Raw genomic sequence first — 20,257 nt, forward strand, 5'->3', positions numbered from 1 at the left:
TGCTAGAATCTTGAAGACAGCCTTGGCTAACTTCTTAGTTTTTATTCGATGAATCCTCCTTTAAGTAAAACGAGTTTACGCAAACAATTATTATCAAAGCGGCGGTCCCTTGCTCACGCTGTCTGGAGAGAAAAAAGTGATCGCCTCGTTCAACGTCTTCAGTCTTCATCTGTATTTAGGGAAGCAAAAACGATTCTTGCTTATTTCAGTTTTCGGCAAGAACCCGACCTCAGTCCCTTGTTTACTGATCACTGTAAATGGGGTTTTCCGCGTTGTGTCGAGCAATCTTTAGTGTGGCATCTGTGGCAGTTTGGCCAGCCGCTACAAAAGGGAATTTATGGCATTGAAGAACCTTTAACTGATGCTCCCCAATTAATTCCTACCGAAGTTGATTTGATTCTTGTACCTGCTGTTGCTTGTGATCGTTTTGGCTATCGTTTGGGATATGGTGGCGGCTTTTATGACCGGATGTTAGCCGATCCTCAATGGCAAAATATTCCCTCTATTGGCATAGTCTTCGATTTCGCTTTTTTGCCGCACTTACCGATTGAATCTTGGGACCAACCTTTAGATGGCATTTGTACCGAAAATGAATTTCTGATGATTACCTCCAGATAGGAAAAAGTATTTATACTCAAGTAAATTTATCTAATGAATCTTATTAAGATTTATTAATTCTAAGCGGTTTTCTATACAACCTTAGCTATGATGAATAGCGAAGTTAAGCTATAAATAATTAATTATAAAAAGAAAACTATAGGGATTATCGAAATTAGACTATGAAGCATTATTGTGATCAATGGATTGAAGAGTGGTGTCAAAACAATGGTTGGACCGATTTAGTGGTAGGTGGTTACAATCAATATTGGGCTTTTCCTCCCCATGCAGTCATGCCTGAACCGATTCCTTCAAAGGTTCTGAGATTGATTAAGGCAGAAAAAGGGTTATGTATTGAAGAGAAAGCGTGGTTAAGTTTATTGAGTGTGGTTAGCGTAGGCGCAATAATTTTGAGTTTTTTACTAAAAAGCCCGATGCCTTTAGTATTGGCATTTGCTTTTGATGCGATCGCAGTGGCTAAATTGGAAGTGGAAGACATTTGAAGTCGCCAATAGGGAATCTTTCAACAGGGTGAGACTCGATGGAGTTCTCAGCGAGGAATTCTCGGATTGGAGTTAATTGTTAATCTTGTCTGATATTTGACCTAAAAAGCCTGGTGACCAGTTATACCATGAACGGTTGCCAGGTTTTCAGTAAAAGGCACTTCACTGTTATGATTTTATGAGAGAGTAAGAAAAAATAATCATGTTTGGAAGTCCTTTACCAAAAGATGAAGCCAATCAATGGCGGCATCAATTAAACCAGTTCGTCAAGGAAAATGAAAAAGATTTAGCCGCGTTAGCTTGGGGGTTGTTGCAAGAGTGGGGAGACAGTGCGGAACTCGCATTCTCCCCCAATCAAGACGCTTTAGGAATTGATTTACAACCCTCACCCCATTTCGTTCGTTGTTCAAAGGAATCTTTAGATCAGTTGAATCGTCAGCTAGACCAGAAAATTCAAGAAATTTTGGGAATTTTGGAGAAATATAATGCGGCTGAGGAGGTGGCTATTGTTGGCATTGGAGAAGGACAAATTAAGTTAATTTATTTTAAACCTCAACCAACACCACCACAGTGTTTTGAAGAAGTTGGGGAAGATCTAAGCGGCTTAATAGAAAAACTTGAGAAACGGATGGGAGAACTGATCACAGTAAAAAGTCAATAATAAACTTAGATGATTCGCTCTTTCAAAAATCAAGGAACTGAAGATATTTTTAATGGGAGAGATACTAAACTAGCCAGAAAAATCTGCCCTCAAAATTTGTGGGATGTAGTAGCTAGAAAACTCGATCAAATTGACTCTGTAAAATTTTTAGATGAACTCCGGGTTCCTCCTGGAAACAAACTAGAACCTTTAAAAGGAGAGCGCTTAGGACAATATAGTATTAGAATCAATGATCAATATCGAGTTTGTTTTACTTGGACTGATGATAGTCCTACCGATGTAGAAATCGTTGATTATCATTAACTTTAGTTAAGGAGAGAGTATTTAATGATTAATATTCCTACTCATAGAATTCCTACTCATCCAGGTGAAATGCTTTTAAAAGAATTTTTAGAACCTTTGGCAATCACTCAGGAAGAATTAGCCGAAAAACTCTATATTTCCTCTGAAGAAATCAAGGAATTGGTCAAAGGTACTCAGGGAATGAAGCCGCGTTTAGCTTTGCGTTTGGCTAAATTTTGGGGGATGTCTCCTGAGTTTTGGCTTAATCTCCAGTTGCGCTGGGATATCTATCACATAGAGCAACTAGAAGCTTCTGATCTAGCAAAAATTCATCCCTATTCAGAACGGGTTTAAGAACAAGAAAAAAAAATCTGAAAAACTGATAAAGGGGTTTCATTCAACCCCCTCGAGATAATATATTAAATCCCTTCTAAACAGAAGCTCTAGCTAACTTCACAGAAACTACCGACTAAAGTTCCCACCGGTTCTCCTTGGATAGCTCGAACGATATTCCCAGGAACCGACAAATCAAACACCATAATAGGAATATTATTCTCTTTACAGAGGGCGATCGCTGTTCCATCCATTACCCGCAGGTCGTGGGTTAACACATGACCATAGGTTAAACTACGATAGCGCCGCGCTTCAGGATTCTTATGGGGATCACTATCATAAACCCCATCAACTTTAGTGGCTTTAAAGACTACCTCAGCCTCAATTTCAGCCGCTCTCAGGGCCGCCGTTGTATCAGTGGTAAAAAAGGGATTTCCAGAACCCGCCCCAAAGACTACCACTCGCCCTTTTTCCAAGTGACGAATGGCTCGCCGCCGAATATAAGGTTCTGCGACTTCCTGCATAGCGATAGCAGTAAGGACTCGTGTAGGAATATTAATGTGTTCTAGAGCATCCTGCAAGGTGATCGCATTCATGACTGTAGCAATCATACCGACATAATCGGCCGTTGCTCGGTCCATTCCTGCCGATGCGGCTTTGACTCCACGAAAAATATTTCCACCGCCGACGACAACAGCAATCTGAATTCCCATCTTGACGACATCAGCGATTTCCTGAGCGATATCAGCAACGACTTTAGGATCGATACCATATCCTAAATTCCCCATTAAAGCTTCACCACTCAGTTTAAGTAATACCCGTTGGTAACTCATTCTACTGCCGTAATTTTAATTGTTTACTACTGTTAAAAATTAATCTCCACATAACATAGCAGGTTTTTGACATTAATTATTAGAGATTAATACCAATTTTGGCTCAGGGCTTGATATCCAATTAATTTATAGATTAATTTGGCGGTAGTAAACTCGGAAACCACTGAATCTCTTACAGGGGCTAATTCCATCACATCACAGCCGATCACTTGATGAGTTTGAAAAACTCGTTTGAGGAAGTGCAGGACATCGTACCATCCCATACCGCCAGGTTCAGGAGTTCCCACCCCTGGGATCAAACTGGGATCAATGCCATCTACATCAATGGTAATAAAGACTTTTTTTGTCGTAATCTGAGCGAGTGCTTTTTCAATCCAATCCGGTTGAGCCGCGATTTCTCTAGCCCAAACCACCGGAATTTGTTTTTCTCGAATTAATTGAGCTTCTTCTGCACAAATACTGCGAATTCCTACCGGTAAAGTCGGTAAACCCATTTCTAATACTCGTCTCATCACACAAGCATGATTGTGGATGGAACCTTCAAAACTCGAGCGCATATCCCCATGAGCATCGATTTGAATGACAGTAAAGGGTTCATCGATTGCCTGTTGATAAGCACTCACGACTCCTGTGGTGATGGCGTGTTCTCCCCCGACAGCAATCACAAATTTATGATCGGCTATTAACTCAGAAACCGTTTCGCGGGTGACTTGTAACATTTCTTCAGCCGAGATTGCTTGAGAGCGAGTATCAGCTATGGCAGCATGAGTATAAATTCCCACATCAATACAGGTTTCTTGCTGTAATTCTTCGTCATAAGCTTCTAGTTGTTGGGAGGCTTCTAAGACAGCATCTGGCCCATTTTCACATCCTTTGCGAAAGGTGGTGGTGGCTTCGTAGGGTATGGGTAATATGACAACTTTTGCTGACTCGTAAGGGGTAATGGCTTCAGAGCCTAAAAATTGTTGTACAGCAGGAGTAGTTTGTAAAAGCATAGGTGCTTAAGGTATAAATGATCACCATAGACTACGATATCTCATTTCTCGTCTCTTCAGGGGTTGTTCATTACTGCGAATAGTTCTGTACTTTTAATGTTCAACCGCCTCAAAAAGAGAACGAATCACCCCCGCCACACAAGGAATAGCCACACTATTACCGACTAATTTGCGGTTGGCACAATAAGAGGTAAGGAGTTGAAAGTCTTCAGGGAAGCCTTGTAAACGGAGCATTTCCCGCTCAGTGAGTCTTCTTTCTCCATTCACTAAAAGATAATTATAGGATGCCCCTGCTCTCATCGCACAGGAATAAGGATAAGCACTAATATGTCCGGCTTTATTTTCATGCCAAATTGTCGGCTCATTATCGTTTTTTCCCTGGTATTTAGCTAATCGATTCAGACGAATTTGTTCTGAAGCGTAATAAGAAGCGGCAACCGTCGTTTCTAAAATTTCTTTTAAAGGTTTAATCGTTCTTACCGGCATCGGCCATTCAAAAGGAATCGGCTCTAAACAACCCACAATAAAAATCCGTTCTCGTTTTTGCGGCAATCCAAAATCTAAAGCATTCAAAATTTTATAAGTGACATTATATCCTAACTTTTCCAAAATATCGATAATAACTTTTAATGTCTTTCCTTGTTGATGTCCGAAAAGTTGTTTAACATTTTCAAGCACAAAAGCTAAGGGTTTTTTATATTCTAAAATCCGAGCAATCTCAAAAAACAAAGTTCCTCGAGTATCTTCAAACCCCTTAAGAACTCCACAAATACTAAAAGGTTGACAAGGAAAACCCGCTAACAAAAGATGATGATCAGGAATACTATCAGCCGGAATTTTAGTAATATCTCCTGCCGGCTTTTCTCCAAAATATTTGCTATAGACTTGTTGAGCATCTGGATCAATATCTGAAGAAAAAACACATTGAGGTTTAATATTATATTCAAGACAAACTTGACTAGCCGCTATCCTGAACCCCCCTATGCCGCAAAACAGATCAATATATCTAATAACTTTTTCCCCTTTAACAACATCAAATAAACCCATTTCACCGACAAATTAGGAAGCCTATCTAATCAACAGGATTATAACAAAAAACGCACAGCTTAACCTTTTTCTTTGCTCATGAGCGCTCAATTAAAAAAGAATCCGTCGACTTAACGATGTGCATACCCGCATCAGCAAAACGTTTAAAAGCCGCATCAGCCACATCACTATAATCAACCACACCAGGAACCACCACCGGCGAAGTACAATCTTCTAACAGATAAACTTTTTTAGCCAAACGGGGGTCTTTTTCCCTTATATCAGTTAACAAATCATCAATTGTCCAAGCCACACAATGACTTTTAGCTTGTCCAGCTATAATAACAGCATCAAAGGCCAATATTTTCTCTAAAAAACGAGTATTTTTCGGAGCGAGTATCTTGCCGCTTACCCCTTGTATCACTTCAGGACGAAAAATCGAATAATTTTCCGTTAAAGGATGTTCTCCCTTAATTTCAAAATGAGTCTGACTCGAGCGAGCTATATTGTGAAAAAAGAGAGCTTCTTCGACTGAAGAGACTAAAGCATGGCCAATGCCGCCCAACATAGAATGATAGGGCCAAATAATGAGAGAGTATTTTCCATTTTGACTCAATTGTCGAGCATAATGTAAAGCGTGCTGGGTTAAAATTTCTTCATTTCCCTGAGCCAGACTATGAACCACAGCCGCATTAATTTTCCAGATTCCTAATTCAATATCTTCTAGAGTAATAGATGTCATAGGTTCAGGATGTTGGCCTGCATCATTAATCCAGAAAATCGGATGAAAAATTTGCATAGCCGTGTGAGTATCCATTGTGGAAGCTATTTGGGTAATAACATTTAAATTTCGATAAATAAACTCACACAAACGGATATTATCTTCTACTGCTCCGTTGCCGGAGGTTCCGCCTACGAATAATTCAAACTCAGGGATACAGAAGGTATTTTGAACATCTATCAGGAGTAAACAAATTCGAGTTTGATCCTTGGCGGCTGGTTTAATCTGATGAGATTTTGCCCAATGAGCGGCTTGAGTTGCTCTTTGTTGATAAGGTACTCGCCAAACGCCTCCCACTTGATGGGGATTAAAGAAGGAAGGTATTGGAAGATAGTGATTAGTCATTAGTCTTGTTCCCTGTTCGCTCCTGAGCGCTACAAAGGATCACTGTTCCCTGTTAAAAAAAATTTCAAGGGCTTACATTTTCCCTTGTCGTAACTCTACCATTAAGAGTTATGATTAATGGGGACTGTTTGTAAGCCCTATCCTAGTTAAACTGTCTAACCGCGTTTACTCGCCGTTGCAACAGGAGTTTTGCTTGGAGGTTGATACACTCTTAAGCTCGGAAAGAGAAAATGATTCTCTTCTACATATTGAGCGCCAAATAGTCCTTTTTCTGCCCAAAAGTACCGATCAGTGGTATGTTCATTGCGTCTTACCGTTAATACTGCCGGGGGAGCAATTTTTTGCTCTTGGATATATTTCCTGGCGGCTGTTACCGGTTTATCTTCGCCACTTTCGATACTATACTGGGGTACTAACTCTAAAATTTTGCGCCCTTCTTGGCGACGACGACTTTTCCGTTTCCGTTTTCTTGCCAACCCAATTACCTCCTATTTCGGCTAATCGCTGTAATCATCGTTACAAAAGCCGTTGGCATTATATCCGTTCTAAATTAAAAAATCAACCGTACAGCCGTAAGATAGAAGTTAAGGGTTGCCTCTGTAAGGTAGGCTAGTGAGTGAGTCTGGCTGTGAGTCTCCCAAACCCCTTGGATAACTGCTATACAAAACTTCTTATTTCGTAATAAAATTTAATAAACAGAGAGCAGCTTTCATGTCTAATTCTTTATCGATATTAATTAGCCCTAGTGCGGAATTAGTGAGCTTGTGTCAATCGCAAGTAGAATTGTTAAGCGAAGGATTTAAGGCAGATTGGACTGCTGTATATTTAACCGCTAAATGGGAGGAGAATGCCAGTAGCGAGTTATTGCCGGTGGTTAGCTATCCTGAGCAATTTTCCTGGCAAAACGGCAAGATGACGAGTTTACCGGGGTCTGGGGATGAGGAAAAGTTAATGCTTCCCTCTTTGTGGCAAACCCTTCCAGAAAGGCTCAATGATGCTGAAACTCAAATAGAGTCTTTTAATTATTTGCATAAGCAGGAAGTGGCGGGGCAAAATAACCAACTTATTTTACCTTTAATCTATGAAGAGATTGTCATGGGTTTATTGGTAACGGTACGTAAAGACTTACCCTGGCGTGAGACAGAATTGACTCAAATTGAAAAAATTGTTAAAACCTTAGCTCTGGGTTGTTTTTTAGACCAGCGTCAAGAATGGTACAAACAACAGTTACAGCAACAATACGCCAAAAGTGCCCACCAACGGGATCGCCTTGATAATTTGTTGCATCAGTTACGTAACCCATTAACCGCTTTACGAACCTTTGGAAAACTCTTACTGAAGCGTTTATTAGCCGATGAACGGGATCAAAATGTGGTTAAAGGAATTATCCGAGAAAGTGATCGCATACAAGATTTATTGCGTCAATTCGAGGAAGAAAACCACTTGGAAGGCGAAAATATTGGCAAATCAACATCCCTGGCCTTACCTGAAGCTCAAGCTAATTCGCCATTATTGTTACCGAGTATAACTTTAAGCTTAGAATTCATAGCTATAGATGAAGTTTTAACGCCTTTATTAATTTCTGCTCAAGCATTAGCTCAAGAAAAACAGATTGGGGTCACTTCAACCATTCCCACTAATTTACCGGCTATAAAAGCAAATTTTGCCGCTTTAAGAGAAGTTTTAACAAATTTGATTGATAATGCTATTAAATATACTCCGGCTGGTGGACAGGTTGATGTAAGTGTTAAATTTAAAAAGGAAGATAATTGGGAAACCATTGAAATTAGTGATACAGGCTATGGCATTCCCCAAGAAGATCAACAGCATATATTTGAGCGGCGATATCGAGGGGTTCAAGCAGAGGGCAGTATTCCGGGGACCGGATTAGGGTTAGCAATTGTTAAAGATTTAGTGGAACAAATGCAGGGAAAAATTGAGTTTATCAGTCCCAATAGAAAAAGTCAAAAAGCTTCTTGTCCGGGGACAACATTTATTGTTGGGTTTAAAGTTAGGGAGTAGGCAAGAGGCAAAAAGTATAATGACTAATGACTAACTAATAACTAATATGAAAATTCAGGTTAAAGTTAAACCTAATGCCAAACAGCAAAAAATAGAAGAGTTGGAGGATGGGAGTTTAGTTATTTCCTTAAAGTCTCCTCCAGTTGATGGAAAGGCCAATGAAGAATTAATTAAGCTGTTGGCGAAAAAATATCAGGTCTCTAAATCCCAGATTTCAATTCAGTCTGGGTTATCTTCTAGAAATAAATTAATTGAAATTGTAAATTAAGTAATCGAACAAAATTACAGTTAACTATCAAGGTTAGGGAACATTATTGAATAAACGGTTACCTTGATCAAAACTGAATGAACCTGCCCCAAAACAAGTAATCATCAGCAACCCTCCCATTAATCCCAAGTTTTTAAAAAACTGAATATCTTGACCGGGCGCTGAAAAATCCGTGTGAAAAATAAGGGTTGCGGGAATTAAAAAACCAATTAATAACCAGGCTCCTAGACGAGCTTTAAAACCTAATAAAACTGATAAACCCCCAACTAAAAGCACAATAATAGTCGGGATGAGTAACAGACCGGCAAAGGGTAAGCCTTTAGATTCCATATATTGCTGAGTCGATGCCGGATCAAGGACCTTATCAATGCCGGCTTTGAGGAAAATTGCTGAAAGGAATATCCGCGCAACAAGAGGCGTAAACTTTTCCATAATTCCCAACTAAACAAGTGCTTGTTTTAGATTATGACAAAATTCTTCGATCGATTTTAATCCTTGTGCGGGTGTTCCTTCGGCCAGCCGCTTAACAATGGCACTACCAGCAATAACCGCATCTGCGCCCCATTGTTTAGCCTGTAGCGCCTGTTCGCGGGTAGAAATGCCAAAACCCACACCAATCGGTTTATCGGTTACAGCGCGTAAAGAGGATAATAAATCTTCTACTCGGGTAGCAATTTGGGAGCGGACTCCGGTCACCCCTGTTACGCTGACCAAATAAATAAACCCTTGAGATTGAGCCGCTATTGCTTGAATTCTCTCAATGGGACTGGTGGGAGCTACTAACAAAGTCACTTCAATCCCGATTTTCGAGGCGGGTTTGAGTAAGCTTTCAGCTTCTTCTAGGGGTAAATCCGGAACGACTAAGCCTTTAACCCCTGCTTGGGCGATGGTCTCCAGAAAAGACTCTACTCCCCGATAAAAGATCGGATTATAGTAAGTAAAGAGAATAATCGGGGTGGAATTTTCTTTTGAGAACTGTTCAACAATCCCTAATACATCTTCTAGCTTTACCCCTCGGTTTAACGCGCGGGTAGCTGCCGCTTGGATAACTGGGCCATCTGCTAGGGGATCTGAGTAAGGAACGCCTAATTCAATCAGGTCTGCGCCCGATTTGGCCAAAACCTGTAACGCTTTTGCTGTCGTTTCTAAATCCGGATCTCCGGCAGTGATAAAAGGAATAAAGGCGCATTGGTTGCGAGCGCGCAGAGCTTTAAAACAGTCAGAAACCGAGGTCATGCTATAGGTTATCTCTGGTAGAATTAAGAATTTTTCGAGGATTGCTGCTCTTGTTCGATTTCAGCTTGAAGTTTTTCGAGTTCTTCGGGGGTCATTTCTTCGAGACGTTTTTGAAGAACTGCATCTTTATAGTCTTGGACCTGTTGATTGTAGGTCATATTTTTCGTAACGACTCTAAATAAGTAAGTCAACACCCACCCGATTAACCCTCCAATTAATAGGGCTTGACTCCAGATTCCAGCATCGCTACTATCTAGACCGGCTTTTAGCAGGATGAGATACAGTGCCCCCCCTGCAACAAATAAGCCTATTCCAATCCCTATAATATCGATTCGTCTCATTAGCGTTTGCTTAAGCTTTTAGCTCTCTACGTGAGGGACGAAAATTTAAGAACGGACTCAGTAGCAACATTCCCGGAAAGCAGAAAAAGACGAGAAAATACATAAAAGTCCTTTCGATCGAACTGGCTACATACCAGCGACTATTAAGATAGAAATAGACGACGGCGGGAATGATTAACAGATAAAGAACGCTCAGACCCAGATAGAGAATGGCTACGAGTATTGTTTCGTCTGCTAGAAGGTTGCTGATCATAGCTAGTGCTTTTTGTCAATATATTGCTGACTCAAGGGAAAGAAACTTATCTAACTTTAACTCATTTTGGGGTTTAAAAAAAATTTCTGCCCAAGTGTCAATTACCTGTTGCATTATCTAAAAGTTATGCTAAGATTAATAATCGTGGGTTAAAACAGCCCAGACAATTTATATTCGGGGGCGTGGCGGAATGGTAGACGCTACGGACTTAAAATCCGTTGACCCTAAACGGTCGTGAGAGTTCGAGTCTCTCTGCCCCCATCCCTAAAATTCCCTGAAAATGTTACCGGGTAAAACTTTTAGACTTTTTCTTCCGTCTATCTTGTGTCTATCTATGGTAGTATATTTTAGTCATTCTTGGTCAGAATTGGTGGGAAGAAAGTGGGAAGCACTTTTAACTTAGAAGAGGCGATCAAAGCCGCTAACGAAAAACTCGACTTTGTAACCATCCGAGCAAAAAGTAATTCTACCTGTCTTTATTTAAGAGCGACCCTACCCAAAAAGATACTACAAAGCCTATAAAGCTTTAGCAGTCTTTGCGGGTATTCCTTGGGCTTTAGAAAAATATAGGGGTAGATACAGAATCTCAAGCACATCCAAGAACAAGATTTAATTGATAGCTGGAAAAGCCGCTAATTCGCGCGTTAGGGTTATATTATCAGTTATTTTGGGTTCATTGTGACTTTACCGAAAACTTTGCCCAAAAAATCTACAGTGGGGTAGGCGGCTTCATCTTCATTTTTAGGTATTGGCATACGGATAGCGCCGAGCATATAATCTCCAACCTTTAAATCTTGACAAGCAAGCTGTTTTTTATATTCTTCCTAATAAGGAATGTAATAATTAACGGCTTCTATCCATTGTTGATCACTAAACAACTCAGGATGATCGTTGTCGATAGGAGCGCCTTAGAAAATATGGAACCGTGCGGCATTATAGCAGAAGTCAGGAGTCAGAAGTCCCCAAGTCAGAAGGGAAAAGCTTATTGCTATTAAGTTTGAAGTTTAAAAGATGTCCTAAGCACAGGAGCGGTTGCTATATAAGGAAAAATCCAGTTTTCATTGGTTAACTATCTCATTTTTTTCTCCCTTTTATAAGAATAATTTTAGCAAAGATAAACACTTAAACTTTTGTCTTAACTCCTCATTTTTTAGCTCACTTTTTTAAATTAAGACAAAGTTATAATTTTTCATTAATATTAACAAAAGTGTTCAATTCTCTTTAACTAGATTTAAAAAAATTTGGATAGCAGATGGCTCAACTCTCGAAGCTTTGTTTAAAAAGCTGAAAAGTCTTGTCGGCTTTTTCTATGATTTCTCCCATTAAGGTAGTTATGAAAGTTAAAAATCAACAAGGTGCATTACTGCTGATCAGATGAACAAAATCTTAGAAGAGTATAAGCAAGGTCAGTCGTACTCCGGATGCCATTGGCAGATTTTAAAGAAGATATTACAATTGGTTAGCAATCTCAGCATACCAATCAACCAATTGAGTCGATCCAGAGTTTTTTCTTTTTTTAATTTCTTCTATAATATTTGTCGGTGCATTCGGATGAGTCTTGTTATTTATCTCCAGATAATTTCCCAAAAGCTTTTTTGCCATCCCTTTGCCCTGCACGAATATTTTAGCGTGTTCTGCATGCGGTGAAGGTTGATTAAGTAGTATTTTAATATGCTGATTCATGTTAACTACTATTTGATAAATATCTTGACTCTGCTCCAATTCAAAAACGACCCAAGAATAGTCTTTTTTGTTATGTACTTGAGCATTTTGATAATAAGCTGCATTAAGAGGTGGACTTTGTTGCCTGTTGTTTATGTCTATCAGTTGTATTCCTGTTTCCTCGAATGTTTCTCGAATAGCAGTAGTTATTGGATCGTTGTTATCCTTCGGCTCCATTCCCCCACCGGGAAGGGCATATTGTCCCGCTTGATTGACAATGTTGTTTGGATTACCGCCATGCGATTGAAATGCAGCATTTTGTAGTGCTTTTTGAGTGATAATAATATCATTCCCCTGTGTTATAACCGCATAGACTTGCTTGCGACCGTAAGCTCCGCCAGATCGTCGAGGTTGAAAAGATGCCTGTGCCATTGATTTAACCCTCCTAAGTAAATAAACACGAACCAATTGAGCAGAATATCATTAAAAATGTCCCTTTTGAGCTTGTTCCACGTTCTGTTGTGATTTCTGAATCACCTCATCTAATTGACGGTATTGTTCTAAAGCTTCCTGTGAATTTTCTGGGTTAATCGTTAATTTCAGTCCACAGCGAGAACAATAAATACTATCTTGAGAACCGGATAAAAAACCTAAGAGTAACTCCCGTGACACAGAAATCATCTCGCCACACTCAGGACAGGGAAAACCACCATTTTGCTGCATTTTTAGTCTCCTGATTGATTTTGATTGTTTAAGGGTTGGGAAACAAAAGATATATTATCATTAACCAAAGAGAGTAACCTAGAAATTCCCTCCGGCATATCCGAGCGTTCAACCGTAACCTGTACTCCCACTCGTAATGACTCATAAACAGGAATTTGGTCAGTGTCAACCGTGTTTTGTTCACCCTCAGATAGGCCAGTATGAGGCGATTGTAAATCAGTAGGAGGATGACCAGTCATCGGAAGAATCACCTGTAGTTGAAGTTCATCCTCGTAATTTTCCCTGATGTTTTGGTCCGTCTCTGTTTCCTCTGTCATAGAAGGATGACTTTGAGTTTGTTGTAAATTTGGCTCAGTTTTACTCCTTACCCTAGACTCTCTCTTACCCCGAACAATTTCTAAGTCAAAATTAAGTTGAGCATCCTTAATCCGAATCATCGGAATAGGCATCAAAGAAAGCAAGGGAATTTGCACAATTTGCCTAAACTTACGACCTTTTGGCTCAATTTTTTCATACTCAAAAGTCACCATCCGCAACTTAGTCAGACCGTTGTTTTGATCACCCCCTACCTCTAAAACATAGTTAATCATCTCCTTAGCTGCAATTGCCTCACCTCTAACCAGAGATGCCAATATCCCACCCAAAAACTGATGCAGATCACAAATACCAGAATAACGAGGGGATTGATAGCCACTTCTTCCACTATCAAAATAGTCATCGGGTACAACCGTAAGCATAACTCGATTCCCTAATTTCCATTCCTGATGCACTGTTGCCAGACCACGCGGCAGCCGCAAATCTAGCCTTTTTAGGTTTGTATAGCGCACTGAGGAAGTGGTCATCATTAGATCCGGACGTTGACTAATAGAGTGAGAGACTGCATTCGCTTGGGCGATCGCTTTGCCAATTTCCCTGATAACTCTTCTAACAATCCGGCGTAGGTTCATATTTTCTCGCTTGATTCTAAGTTATTTCCCGAATAATTGACAAAACTAGGATGCCAGAACACTCTCATTAAGAGTAAACACCAAAAATTACAGTTTTTCCTCTAAGAGTTAGAAGTGGGGGGGTTAGGAGTCATTTCTTTTCAGTATTCTCAGTAATGCTCGCCGTCAGAATGTTCAGTACAGCCTGTAAGCCTGCTGGCATAGCATCCTGTAGAGCATGAACATTAACATCCATTGTGTATTCTACGCTATATTCGGAATGACTCGATGAGGTTGAATCTCTTTTCGATGATATTCCGCCGGTGAAGTTTAGCCCGAAAGCACTCTCCAACCAAGAACTCTTAATGTTTAAATCTGTTGCCAAGCTTGCACTCGTTTGCTCATCAGATTTACTACCTGCATTAATTTTGGCTTTAAAATTAATGTTCATGTTATCAATACGAAGAAACGGAATCGGCACAATGGTCAGCAGAGGAACTGTCAACGTCACATTTTTGTCATTTTTTTGATAAATGAACTGAATTGTTCTTACCTTGTTTGTGGTTTTTCCGGCATTGTCTCGCTCTATAGCGATCTCTTGGATGAACTGGGCACAAGCGGTTGAAGCAAGACCTTGGGCTTTTACAGCCGCCACCAACGGACCGCCAATGATATGTTCAAAGGGGATATCACTCAGAAGTTGAGTAGCCTGTTTTTGCTCCTCACCACCTCTTAGACCGGCAGCCCTAACTAAAGTCCTCTCGCTATTTACAGGTTCTGCTGTCACTGAAAGCGTTTCCCCAGGTGACAGCACAACTGTTTCCCTGACATTTTGCGCCAGTGCTGCTGTTTCTGATTGCGAAGCCGTTAGCTCACCAGAAACCGGTTGCTCTGTTGGCAATTGCTCTGAATTTGTAGGATTTGCTTCGGAATTGCTGGGATTCTCTTGAGATTCTGTCATAACTAAAACTCCTTAAAAGCTACATAATTAGACTTTGGACAAAATTATTTTTGATGAGCAAGGGGAATAGGTGATATAAAATGTGTTTTTATATGCAACCGGGGGATGCAGTTTGTTCAAGGGATAAGAAAAATCTTCACCTTTAAACCCTTGTCTTGTGTCGATTAATTTTTAGCTCTGGAGAGCGTGCCTTTACCCAAAACTTTCCTCAAGTAGATGTGGAAATAAGTATTGTTTTAGTCCCCTGCACAAAGAGTGAACATACCTACTAACAATTTCCTAGAAATTTTTCTAGCTGAAGTTTTGCTAAATCCTCTCTCGTACATATATATGACCTAGTATGATTCTAAGTGTATTTAGAGTTAGAAAAGTATGAGATAACCTAGGAGAAAACGGGCATTTTTCCACCTCCTAACTAAATTATAAAATCTTTTTTACTCTTATAATTCATCTAAATAAGACACAATTTTGAAGATTTTCTGAAGTTGATCAAGAACTTTACAAAAAGCAAAATATAATAAAAATTTATTTTCTTCTAAAATCGTTTCGCCGTTTAGGGTTGTCACCCAAGTTCCTTTTTTTGTCGGCCCACCGGCATCAAAACACATTGAAGGTGAACGCAGGGCTTCTGGGGTGATATTATCGGGTGGGTATTGTAAGTTTTTGTCGCCTGTGTATAGTCGTAAAACCTGATCTTCTCCTTCTTCTTCTTGGGCTTTCTCATTCGTTACATCTAATCGAGTAAGTAGGTGGACAAAATTAAAGTTAACTGTGAGATTGGGCAAAGGGGAAGGGGGAAAGGGCAATGGGTAAGAGTTAGGAGAGTTTTACATTTCTTAATACAGAAAGCTTTATTTATGTCCAGGTACTTATTGTGATATTCATAAGCTAAAGAAATTCCTTCAATAGTTGCCCCACTTCCTTTAAAATCCAATTGCCAACCATCTTCTATTATGTCGTTATAATTCAAAATGTGAATGGGGGTTTGGTAAAAATTTCTCAGTTTTACTTTTTCTCCTGAGTAATCTAAAAAGCCTTGGGCGGTAATTGGCCTATTTTCTAATTCTTGTCGAGGGGTCAATGTTGTTAAATTATCTACATCTTTAGGGATGGGAATTTTAATTAAAGGGCCCTCATATCCAACCCCTACTGCGGCACATAATTGTCCTAAACTGGTTAAAGGAGCAAGCGGTTTAGCTTTTACCGGTTGGTCTAAGGGATTTCTAATTTGTCCTAAAGGGGCATGATTTCCTTGAAGAGAAAAACTAGCTAAAATTTGTGCAACCCGTTTATGATAAGTTAAAGACGGTTGATCGCTCAACAGATATTTTAATCCGTATAAGTCAAAGGTTTTCCCAGGAATAAATTCTTGTTTAAACTTTTCAACTTCATGCGCTGATAATAGAATTTCTATGGTATCTGTACTGTGATGTCCTTCTACTTCTCTTTTAATTTTTAAAGTTTCTATACTGTAGTCTTTAATGATTTTAGGAATATCTTCTCTAATTTCGTTGCTAGGGATAGCGATATCATTAATAGAAATTTCGTTAATGATTATTAGTGAGCGGCTTTCAATTGAAGAGGATGATATTATTGTTAATACTTCATCTTTGTAACTAAATTCACCGGCGGTGGGATTGTTGGTAGTATAAATATAATTTTGTTGATTAATGGTTACTGAGGTGGGTATATTAGGGGTATTGAGCGTTATTTTTGAGTTTGATTCCGTTGTGGTTATAAGTTTTGTGCTTTGATTAATGGTTGCTAAAACATTGGGTTTTGCAAGAATTGTTACTGCGGTTTTTTCTACTTTTCCTAAAGGATTAAGATTTAATTGATTATCCTTAAAAGTAAATTCTCCTTGTTGAGGAGTAGAAGAATTTGATAATTGATAAATTTGATTTTGATAGTTGACTGCAACGATAGCGGCTATTATTTGAGGCGTATTAATTTTAATTAATACGTTTGTCGTTTTCCGAAAGTTTAATTGATTAATTTAAGACCTTTTTTAATAAAATCTGTTAATTTAATTCAGGTTTTGCTTTTTAATAAAACCTTTTTTTGAGGGACTAATATCGCCTAAAAACTCTATAGACCCGAGTTTTTGCATTTTATTATTAAGGAATTAAGAAATACATGACGAAAAATAGTTGATTTGATAACTGCTATACTTCTAGACTTCAACTTTACCCCTCCTAAAGGCTTAAAACCCCCCTTAAATTTTTAACTCTTTAGAAAGGTATATTATGAACAAAAGCTAAGTAACTTAATAGCAATGAAGCCAGTGAAAAAGAACGTTGGGCATCTATTATTGGTGGCAGTGCTTTAGTTTTAATGGGTTTACAGCAACGCTCGCTCAATAGGAGCATTAATGGCAGTCGCCGGAGGGGATTTAATTGATCAAGGGCTTACTAGACAAAGCACGATTAAACAAGCTCAAGACACAATAAAACGGACTCTAGGAGTAAGACAAACGATGAAAGCTGAAAAAATAGTTACTATCAATAAACCGACTGAATATCTCTATAATTTTTGGCATAATTTTGAAAATCTGCCTACCTTCATGAAGCATCTTCAATCAGTCACCCTTTATGATAATAACCGTTCTCATTGGGTAACTAAAGCTCCTCTGGATAATACTGTTGAATGGGACGCTCAAATCATTAAAGATGAACCGAATCGCTTAATCGCTTGGACATCGGTTGAAGACTCCCAAATAGAACATTCCGGTTTTGTTCGTTTTCAACCGGCACCCGGCGATAAAGGAACCGAAGTTAAAGTAGTAATCGAGTATAATCTACCCGCAGGTGCTATAGGAGAAACCCTAACCAAGCTATTTGGCGAAAACCCGAAACAGCAAATCGGAGATGAACTTGCTCGTTTTAAAATGCTCATGGAAGCTGGGGAAATTGCCACAAACGATGGTCAACCATCGGGACGCACTAACTCAAAGGACTAATAAAAATGAAAGCAGTATGTTGGCATGGTACAGAAGATGTGCGGGTAGAGACCGTGCCCGATCCCACAATTCTCAACCCCCGCGATGCGATTCTCAAAGTAAGCTCCACAACGATTTGTGGTTCCGATTTACACATTTACGATGGCTTCATCCCGACAATGGAACCCGGCGACATTCTTGGTCACGAGTTTATGGGAGAAATTGTTGAAGTTGGTTCTCAAGTGAAGCGTCTCAAGAAAGGCGATCGAGCAGTGGTTTCTTCGGCGATAGGCTGTGGTCAATGCTGGTACTGCCACCAGCAGCAGTGGTCACTGTGCGATAACTCCAATCCCAATACCTGGATGCAGGAAAAAATTTACGGCCATGGAACAGGGGCAATCTTCGGCTACTCTCATGCTTTTGGAGGTTATGCGGGTTCCTTTGCCGATTACATCCGCATTCCCTTTGCCGATTTCACCGCTATCGGTGTTCCCAAAGACATTCCCGATGAGAAATTACTGCCGATCTCTGATGCCTTTCCCACAGGTTATATGGGAGCGGATTTGTGCAACATTCAACCGGGTGAGATCGTTGCTGTGTGGGGCTGTGGCCCTGTGGGACAATTTGCGATGCGGAGTGCTTACCTACTAGGTGCAGAGCGCGTCATCGGCATCGATCGCTTTCCTGAAAGATTGCAACTAGCAAGAGACTTTGCCAAAGCTGAGATTATCAACTACGAAGAAGTAGATGTAATCGAGGCACTCAAAGAAATGACAGGAGGAAGGGGACCCGATGCCTGTATTGATGCAGTAGGGATGGAAGCACACGGTACAGGTCCAGAGGGGTTGTTTGACAAAGCTAAACAAGCCATACGCTTAGAAACCGATCGCCCCCATGTCCTCAGACAAATGATGCTCGCCTGTCGTAAAGGGGGGACTTTATCCATTATGGGAGTTTATGGGGGTTTTGTGGACAAGCTACCTATGGGTGCAGCCATGAACAAAGCCCTCACTTTTAGAATGGGACAGATGTTTGGTCCCAAGTATATCCCCAGGATTTTAGATCATGTTTTGAAGGGTGAGGTTGATCCCTCGGCTGTGCTGAGTCATCGCTTGCCTTTAAGTGAGACTAAGCAGGGCTTTGAAATGTTTAAGCACAAGAAAGATCAATGTATCAAAGTGATGTTGCAGCCTGACTAATTACTTGGACCTTCATGTTTTGTTAACTGTGGGTTTACTTAAGTATAAACAATGGAGAAAAAATCATGAAAGCCGTCTGCTGGCAAGGCACGAATAAAGTTACCGTTGAAAGCGTCCCCGATCCCAAAATTATTAACCCACGAGACGCTGTGATCAAAATTACCTCAACAGCAATTTGTGGTTCGGATTTACACCTCTATGATGGTTTTATTCCCACGATGGAGCAGGGCGATATTTTAGGGCATGAATTCATGGGAGAAGTGGTTGAAGTTGGTAGTGAAGTCAAGCGGATTAAGGTTGGCGATCGCGTTGTCAATCCCTTCCCGATCGCCTGCGGTCACTGCTTCTTCTGCCAACGAGACTTAACGTCACTGTGCGACAATACTAATCCCAATGCTTTTATGGCAGAAGCCATCATGGGATATTCACCATCAGGTCTTTTCGGCTATTCCCATATGCTAGGAGGCTATGCGGGGGGTCAAGCTGAATATGCCCGTGTTCCCCATGCTGATGTCGGTTTATTCAAAATTCCCAACGAATTGGCCGATGAACAGGTATTGTTTCTTTCGGATATCTTTCCCACCGGGTATATGGCAGCAGAGAACTGCGATATTAAAGCCGGTGATATTGTTGCTATTTGGGGCTGCGGGCCTGTTGGTCAATTTGCCATTCGCAGTGCAAGGATGCTCGGTGCTGGGCGCGTTATCGCCATTGATCGCATTCCTGAACGCTTAGAGATGGCCCAAAAGGGCGGAGCAGAAATACTCAACTTCGAGGAAGTTGATGTAGGTGAAGCCCTCAAAGAAATGACTGGGGGGCGCGGGCCCGATTCGGTGATGGATGCAGTGGGCATGGAAGCTCACGGTTTGGGGCTTGAAGGATTCTATGATAAAGCCAAACAAGCTGTGCGCCTGGAAACTGACCGCCCTCATGTACTCAGACAGGCAATTGTCGCTTGTCGTAAAGGGGGTACAGTGTCTATTCCCGGTGTCTATGGCGGCTTTGTGGACAAAATTCCTATGGGGGCGGCGATGAACAAAGCCTTAACCTTTAAAACCGGACAAACCCACGTTCATCGATATATGGGACGGCTGCTTGAGCGCATTCAAAATGGCGAGATCGATCCCTCGTTTGTGATTACCCACCGCCTAAAGTTAGAAGATGCGCCTACTGGTTACGACATCTTTAAGCACAAAAAAGATAACTGTATTAAGATTGTTCTTAAACCTTAAAAGTTTTTTCAAGAAAAAAAATCTAAATTCAGTTTAATAATATTTGAATTGTAGAGACAATACCTGCAATATTTCGTCTCTACAATTAAGTACCTGAACATAAATAAATAGCGCTCTGGTAATTTTTTTAAGTTTAAATA

26 protein-coding genes and 1 tRNA gene are annotated in these 20,257 nt (G+C 40.3%); 12 read left to right on the forward strand and 15 right to left on the reverse strand.

Going from position 1 to position 20,257, the window contains the following annotated elements:
- Positions 1-48 precede the first annotated feature (48 nt).
- From CYAN7822_RS11400 to CYAN7822_RS11420, 5 genes are all read left to right on the forward strand, one after another.
- Positions 49-618: a 5-formyltetrahydrofolate cyclo-ligase gene (locus tag CYAN7822_RS11400; protein ID WP_013322420.1), complete on the forward strand. Its 570-nt coding sequence runs from the start codon at positions 49-51 to the stop codon at positions 616-618.
- 161 nt (positions 619-779) lie between these two features.
- Entirely contained in the window at positions 780-1,100 is a 321-nt protein-coding gene (locus CYAN7822_RS11405) for a slr1957 family protein (RefSeq protein ID WP_013322421.1), read from the forward strand.
- Positions 1,101-1,299: 199 nt separating this feature from the next.
- On the forward strand, positions 1,300-1,761 hold the full coding sequence (gene ccmS / locus CYAN7822_RS11410) for a beta-carboxysome assembly chaperone CcmS (RefSeq protein WP_041933213.1): 462 nt from the start codon (positions 1,300-1,302) through the stop codon (positions 1,759-1,761).
- A 9-nt stretch (positions 1,762-1,770) separates the two neighbouring features.
- Positions 1,771-2,064: a type II toxin-antitoxin system RelE/ParE family toxin gene (locus CYAN7822_RS11415; protein WP_013322423.1), complete on the forward strand. Its 294-nt coding sequence runs from the start codon at positions 1,771-1,773 to the stop codon at positions 2,062-2,064.
- A gap of 24 nt (positions 2,065-2,088) precedes the next feature.
- Entirely contained in the window at positions 2,089-2,397 is a 309-nt protein-coding gene (locus CYAN7822_RS11420; protein WP_013322424.1) for a HigA family addiction module antitoxin, read from the forward strand.
- 89 nt (positions 2,398-2,486) lie between these two features.
- Here CYAN7822_RS11420 and pyrH read toward each other — a convergent pair whose 3' ends face one another.
- The 5 genes from pyrH to CYAN7822_RS11445 form a co-directional block, all read right to left on the reverse strand.
- Positions 2,487-3,209: a UMP kinase gene (pyrH, locus tag CYAN7822_RS11425; protein WP_013322425.1), complete on the reverse strand. Its 723-nt coding sequence runs from the start codon at positions 3,207-3,209 to the stop codon at positions 2,487-2,489.
- Between the two features lie 86 nt (positions 3,210-3,295).
- The gene (gene speB / locus CYAN7822_RS11430; protein WP_013322426.1) at positions 3,296-4,204 is read right to left on the reverse strand and encodes an agmatinase; all 909 of its coding nucleotides are present in this window, start codon (positions 4,202-4,204) and stop codon (positions 3,296-3,298) included.
- A 93-nt stretch (positions 4,205-4,297) separates the two neighbouring features.
- Positions 4,298-5,251: a DNA cytosine methyltransferase gene (locus tag CYAN7822_RS11435; RefSeq protein WP_013322427.1), complete on the reverse strand. Its 954-nt coding sequence runs from the start codon at positions 5,249-5,251 to the stop codon at positions 4,298-4,300.
- Positions 5,252-5,327: 76 nt separating this feature from the next.
- Positions 5,328-6,356, reverse strand: a complete 1,029-nt coding sequence (locus CYAN7822_RS11440) for a cysteine hydrolase family protein (protein WP_013322428.1) — start codon at positions 6,354-6,356, stop codon at positions 5,328-5,330.
- 155 nt (positions 6,357-6,511) lie between these two features.
- Positions 6,512-6,832: a DUF3155 domain-containing protein gene (locus CYAN7822_RS11445; RefSeq protein ID WP_013322429.1), complete on the reverse strand. Its 321-nt coding sequence runs from the start codon at positions 6,830-6,832 to the stop codon at positions 6,512-6,514.
- Positions 6,833-7,067: 235 nt separating this feature from the next.
- Between CYAN7822_RS11445 and CYAN7822_RS11450 the strand changes: the two genes are divergently transcribed.
- The gene (locus tag CYAN7822_RS11450; RefSeq protein ID WP_013322430.1) at positions 7,068-8,378 is read left to right on the forward strand and encodes a GAF domain-containing sensor histidine kinase; all 1,311 of its coding nucleotides are present in this window, start codon (positions 7,068-7,070) and stop codon (positions 8,376-8,378) included.
- Positions 8,379-8,424: 46 nt separating this feature from the next.
- Positions 8,425-8,646, forward strand: coding sequence for a DUF167 domain-containing protein (locus CYAN7822_RS11455; RefSeq protein WP_013322431.1), 222 nt, complete (start codon positions 8,425-8,427; stop codon positions 8,644-8,646).
- A 33-nt stretch (positions 8,647-8,679) separates the two neighbouring features.
- Here the strand turns inward: CYAN7822_RS11455 and CYAN7822_RS11460 are convergent, their stop codons facing one another.
- From CYAN7822_RS11460 to ndhL, 4 genes are read right to left on the reverse strand one after another with little or no spacing between them, the layout of a single operon-like run.
- Positions 8,680-9,078, reverse strand: a complete 399-nt coding sequence (locus CYAN7822_RS11460) for a DoxX family protein (protein ID WP_013322432.1) — start codon at positions 9,076-9,078, stop codon at positions 8,680-8,682.
- A gap of 9 nt (positions 9,079-9,087) precedes the next feature.
- Positions 9,088-9,882: a tryptophan synthase subunit alpha gene (gene trpA / locus CYAN7822_RS11465; protein WP_013322433.1), complete on the reverse strand. Its 795-nt coding sequence runs from the start codon at positions 9,880-9,882 to the stop codon at positions 9,088-9,090.
- Positions 9,883-9,905: 23 nt separating this feature from the next.
- On the reverse strand, positions 9,906-10,223 hold the full coding sequence (locus CYAN7822_RS11470; RefSeq protein ID WP_013322434.1) for a DUF3007 family protein: 318 nt from the start codon (positions 10,221-10,223) through the stop codon (positions 9,906-9,908).
- 10 nt (positions 10,224-10,233) lie between these two features.
- On the reverse strand, positions 10,234-10,476 hold the full coding sequence (gene ndhL, locus CYAN7822_RS35645; protein WP_013322435.1) for an NAD(P)H-quinone oxidoreductase subunit L: 243 nt from the start codon (positions 10,474-10,476) through the stop codon (positions 10,234-10,236).
- A 176-nt stretch (positions 10,477-10,652) separates the two neighbouring features.
- Between ndhL and CYAN7822_RS11475 the strand changes: the two genes are divergently transcribed.
- Positions 10,653-10,737, forward strand: a tRNA-Leu gene (locus CYAN7822_RS11475).
- 120 nt (positions 10,738-10,857) lie between these two features.
- Positions 10,858-10,998 carry a hypothetical protein gene (locus tag CYAN7822_RS37630; RefSeq protein WP_157871804.1) on the forward strand — a complete coding sequence of 47 codons (141 nt, stop codon included), beginning with the start codon at positions 10,858-10,860 and terminating at the stop codon, positions 10,996-10,998.
- Positions 10,999-11,925: 927 nt separating this feature from the next.
- Here CYAN7822_RS37630 and CYAN7822_RS11480 read toward each other — a convergent pair.
- From CYAN7822_RS11480 to CYAN7822_RS11500, 6 genes are all read right to left on the reverse strand, one after another.
- Complete coding sequence (locus tag CYAN7822_RS11480) at positions 11,926-12,570, reverse strand: NUDIX domain-containing protein (RefSeq protein ID WP_013322437.1); 645 nt, start codon at positions 12,568-12,570, stop codon at positions 11,926-11,928.
- Between the two features lie 51 nt (positions 12,571-12,621).
- A complete protein-coding gene (locus CYAN7822_RS11485) occupies positions 12,622-12,861 on the reverse strand; it encodes a hypothetical protein (protein ID WP_013322438.1) in 240 nt (79 codons plus the stop codon).
- Between the two features lie 2 nt (positions 12,862-12,863).
- Entirely contained in the window at positions 12,864-13,808 is a 945-nt protein-coding gene (locus tag CYAN7822_RS11490; protein ID WP_013322439.1) for a DUF2589 domain-containing protein, read from the reverse strand.
- A 130-nt stretch (positions 13,809-13,938) separates the two neighbouring features.
- Positions 13,939-14,748, reverse strand: coding sequence for a DUF2589 domain-containing protein (locus CYAN7822_RS11495; RefSeq protein WP_013322440.1), 810 nt, complete (start codon positions 14,746-14,748; stop codon positions 13,939-13,941).
- A 440-nt stretch (positions 14,749-15,188) separates the two neighbouring features.
- A complete protein-coding gene (locus tag CYAN7822_RS37635; protein WP_013322441.1) occupies positions 15,189-15,533 on the reverse strand; it encodes a hypothetical protein in 345 nt (114 codons plus the stop codon).
- On the reverse strand, positions 15,482-16,069 hold the full coding sequence (locus CYAN7822_RS11500) for a hypothetical protein (RefSeq protein WP_013322442.1): 588 nt from the start codon (positions 16,067-16,069) through the stop codon (positions 15,482-15,484). Before CYAN7822_RS11500 ends, CYAN7822_RS37635 begins: the two co-directional genes overlap by 52 nt.
- 1,050 nt (positions 16,070-17,119) lie before the next feature.
- Between CYAN7822_RS11500 and CYAN7822_RS11505 the strand changes: the two genes are divergently transcribed.
- The 3 genes from CYAN7822_RS11505 to CYAN7822_RS11515 all read left to right on the forward strand — a co-directional run bounded on the left by CYAN7822_RS11505 (position 17,120) and on the right by CYAN7822_RS11515 (position 20,117).
- Positions 17,120-17,707, forward strand: a complete 588-nt coding sequence (locus CYAN7822_RS11505) for an SRPBCC family protein (RefSeq protein ID WP_013322443.1) — start codon at positions 17,120-17,122, stop codon at positions 17,705-17,707.
- Positions 17,708-17,712: 5 nt separating this feature from the next.
- Positions 17,713-18,885, forward strand: a complete 1,173-nt coding sequence (locus tag CYAN7822_RS11510; protein ID WP_013322444.1) for a zinc-dependent alcohol dehydrogenase — start codon at positions 17,713-17,715, stop codon at positions 18,883-18,885.
- A gap of 65 nt (positions 18,886-18,950) precedes the next feature.
- Positions 18,951-20,117 (forward strand): zinc-dependent alcohol dehydrogenase, encoded by a 1,167-nt coding sequence (locus CYAN7822_RS11515; protein ID WP_013322445.1) that lies wholly within the window; start codon positions 18,951-18,953, stop codon positions 20,115-20,117.
- The last annotated feature ends 140 nt before the right edge of the window (positions 20,118-20,257 follow it).

Origin of the sequence: Gloeothece verrucosa PCC 7822, assembly GCF_000147335.1 — a bacterium.
GTDB lineage: Bacteria > Cyanobacteriota > Cyanobacteriia > Cyanobacteriales > Microcystaceae > Gloeothece > Gloeothece verrucosa.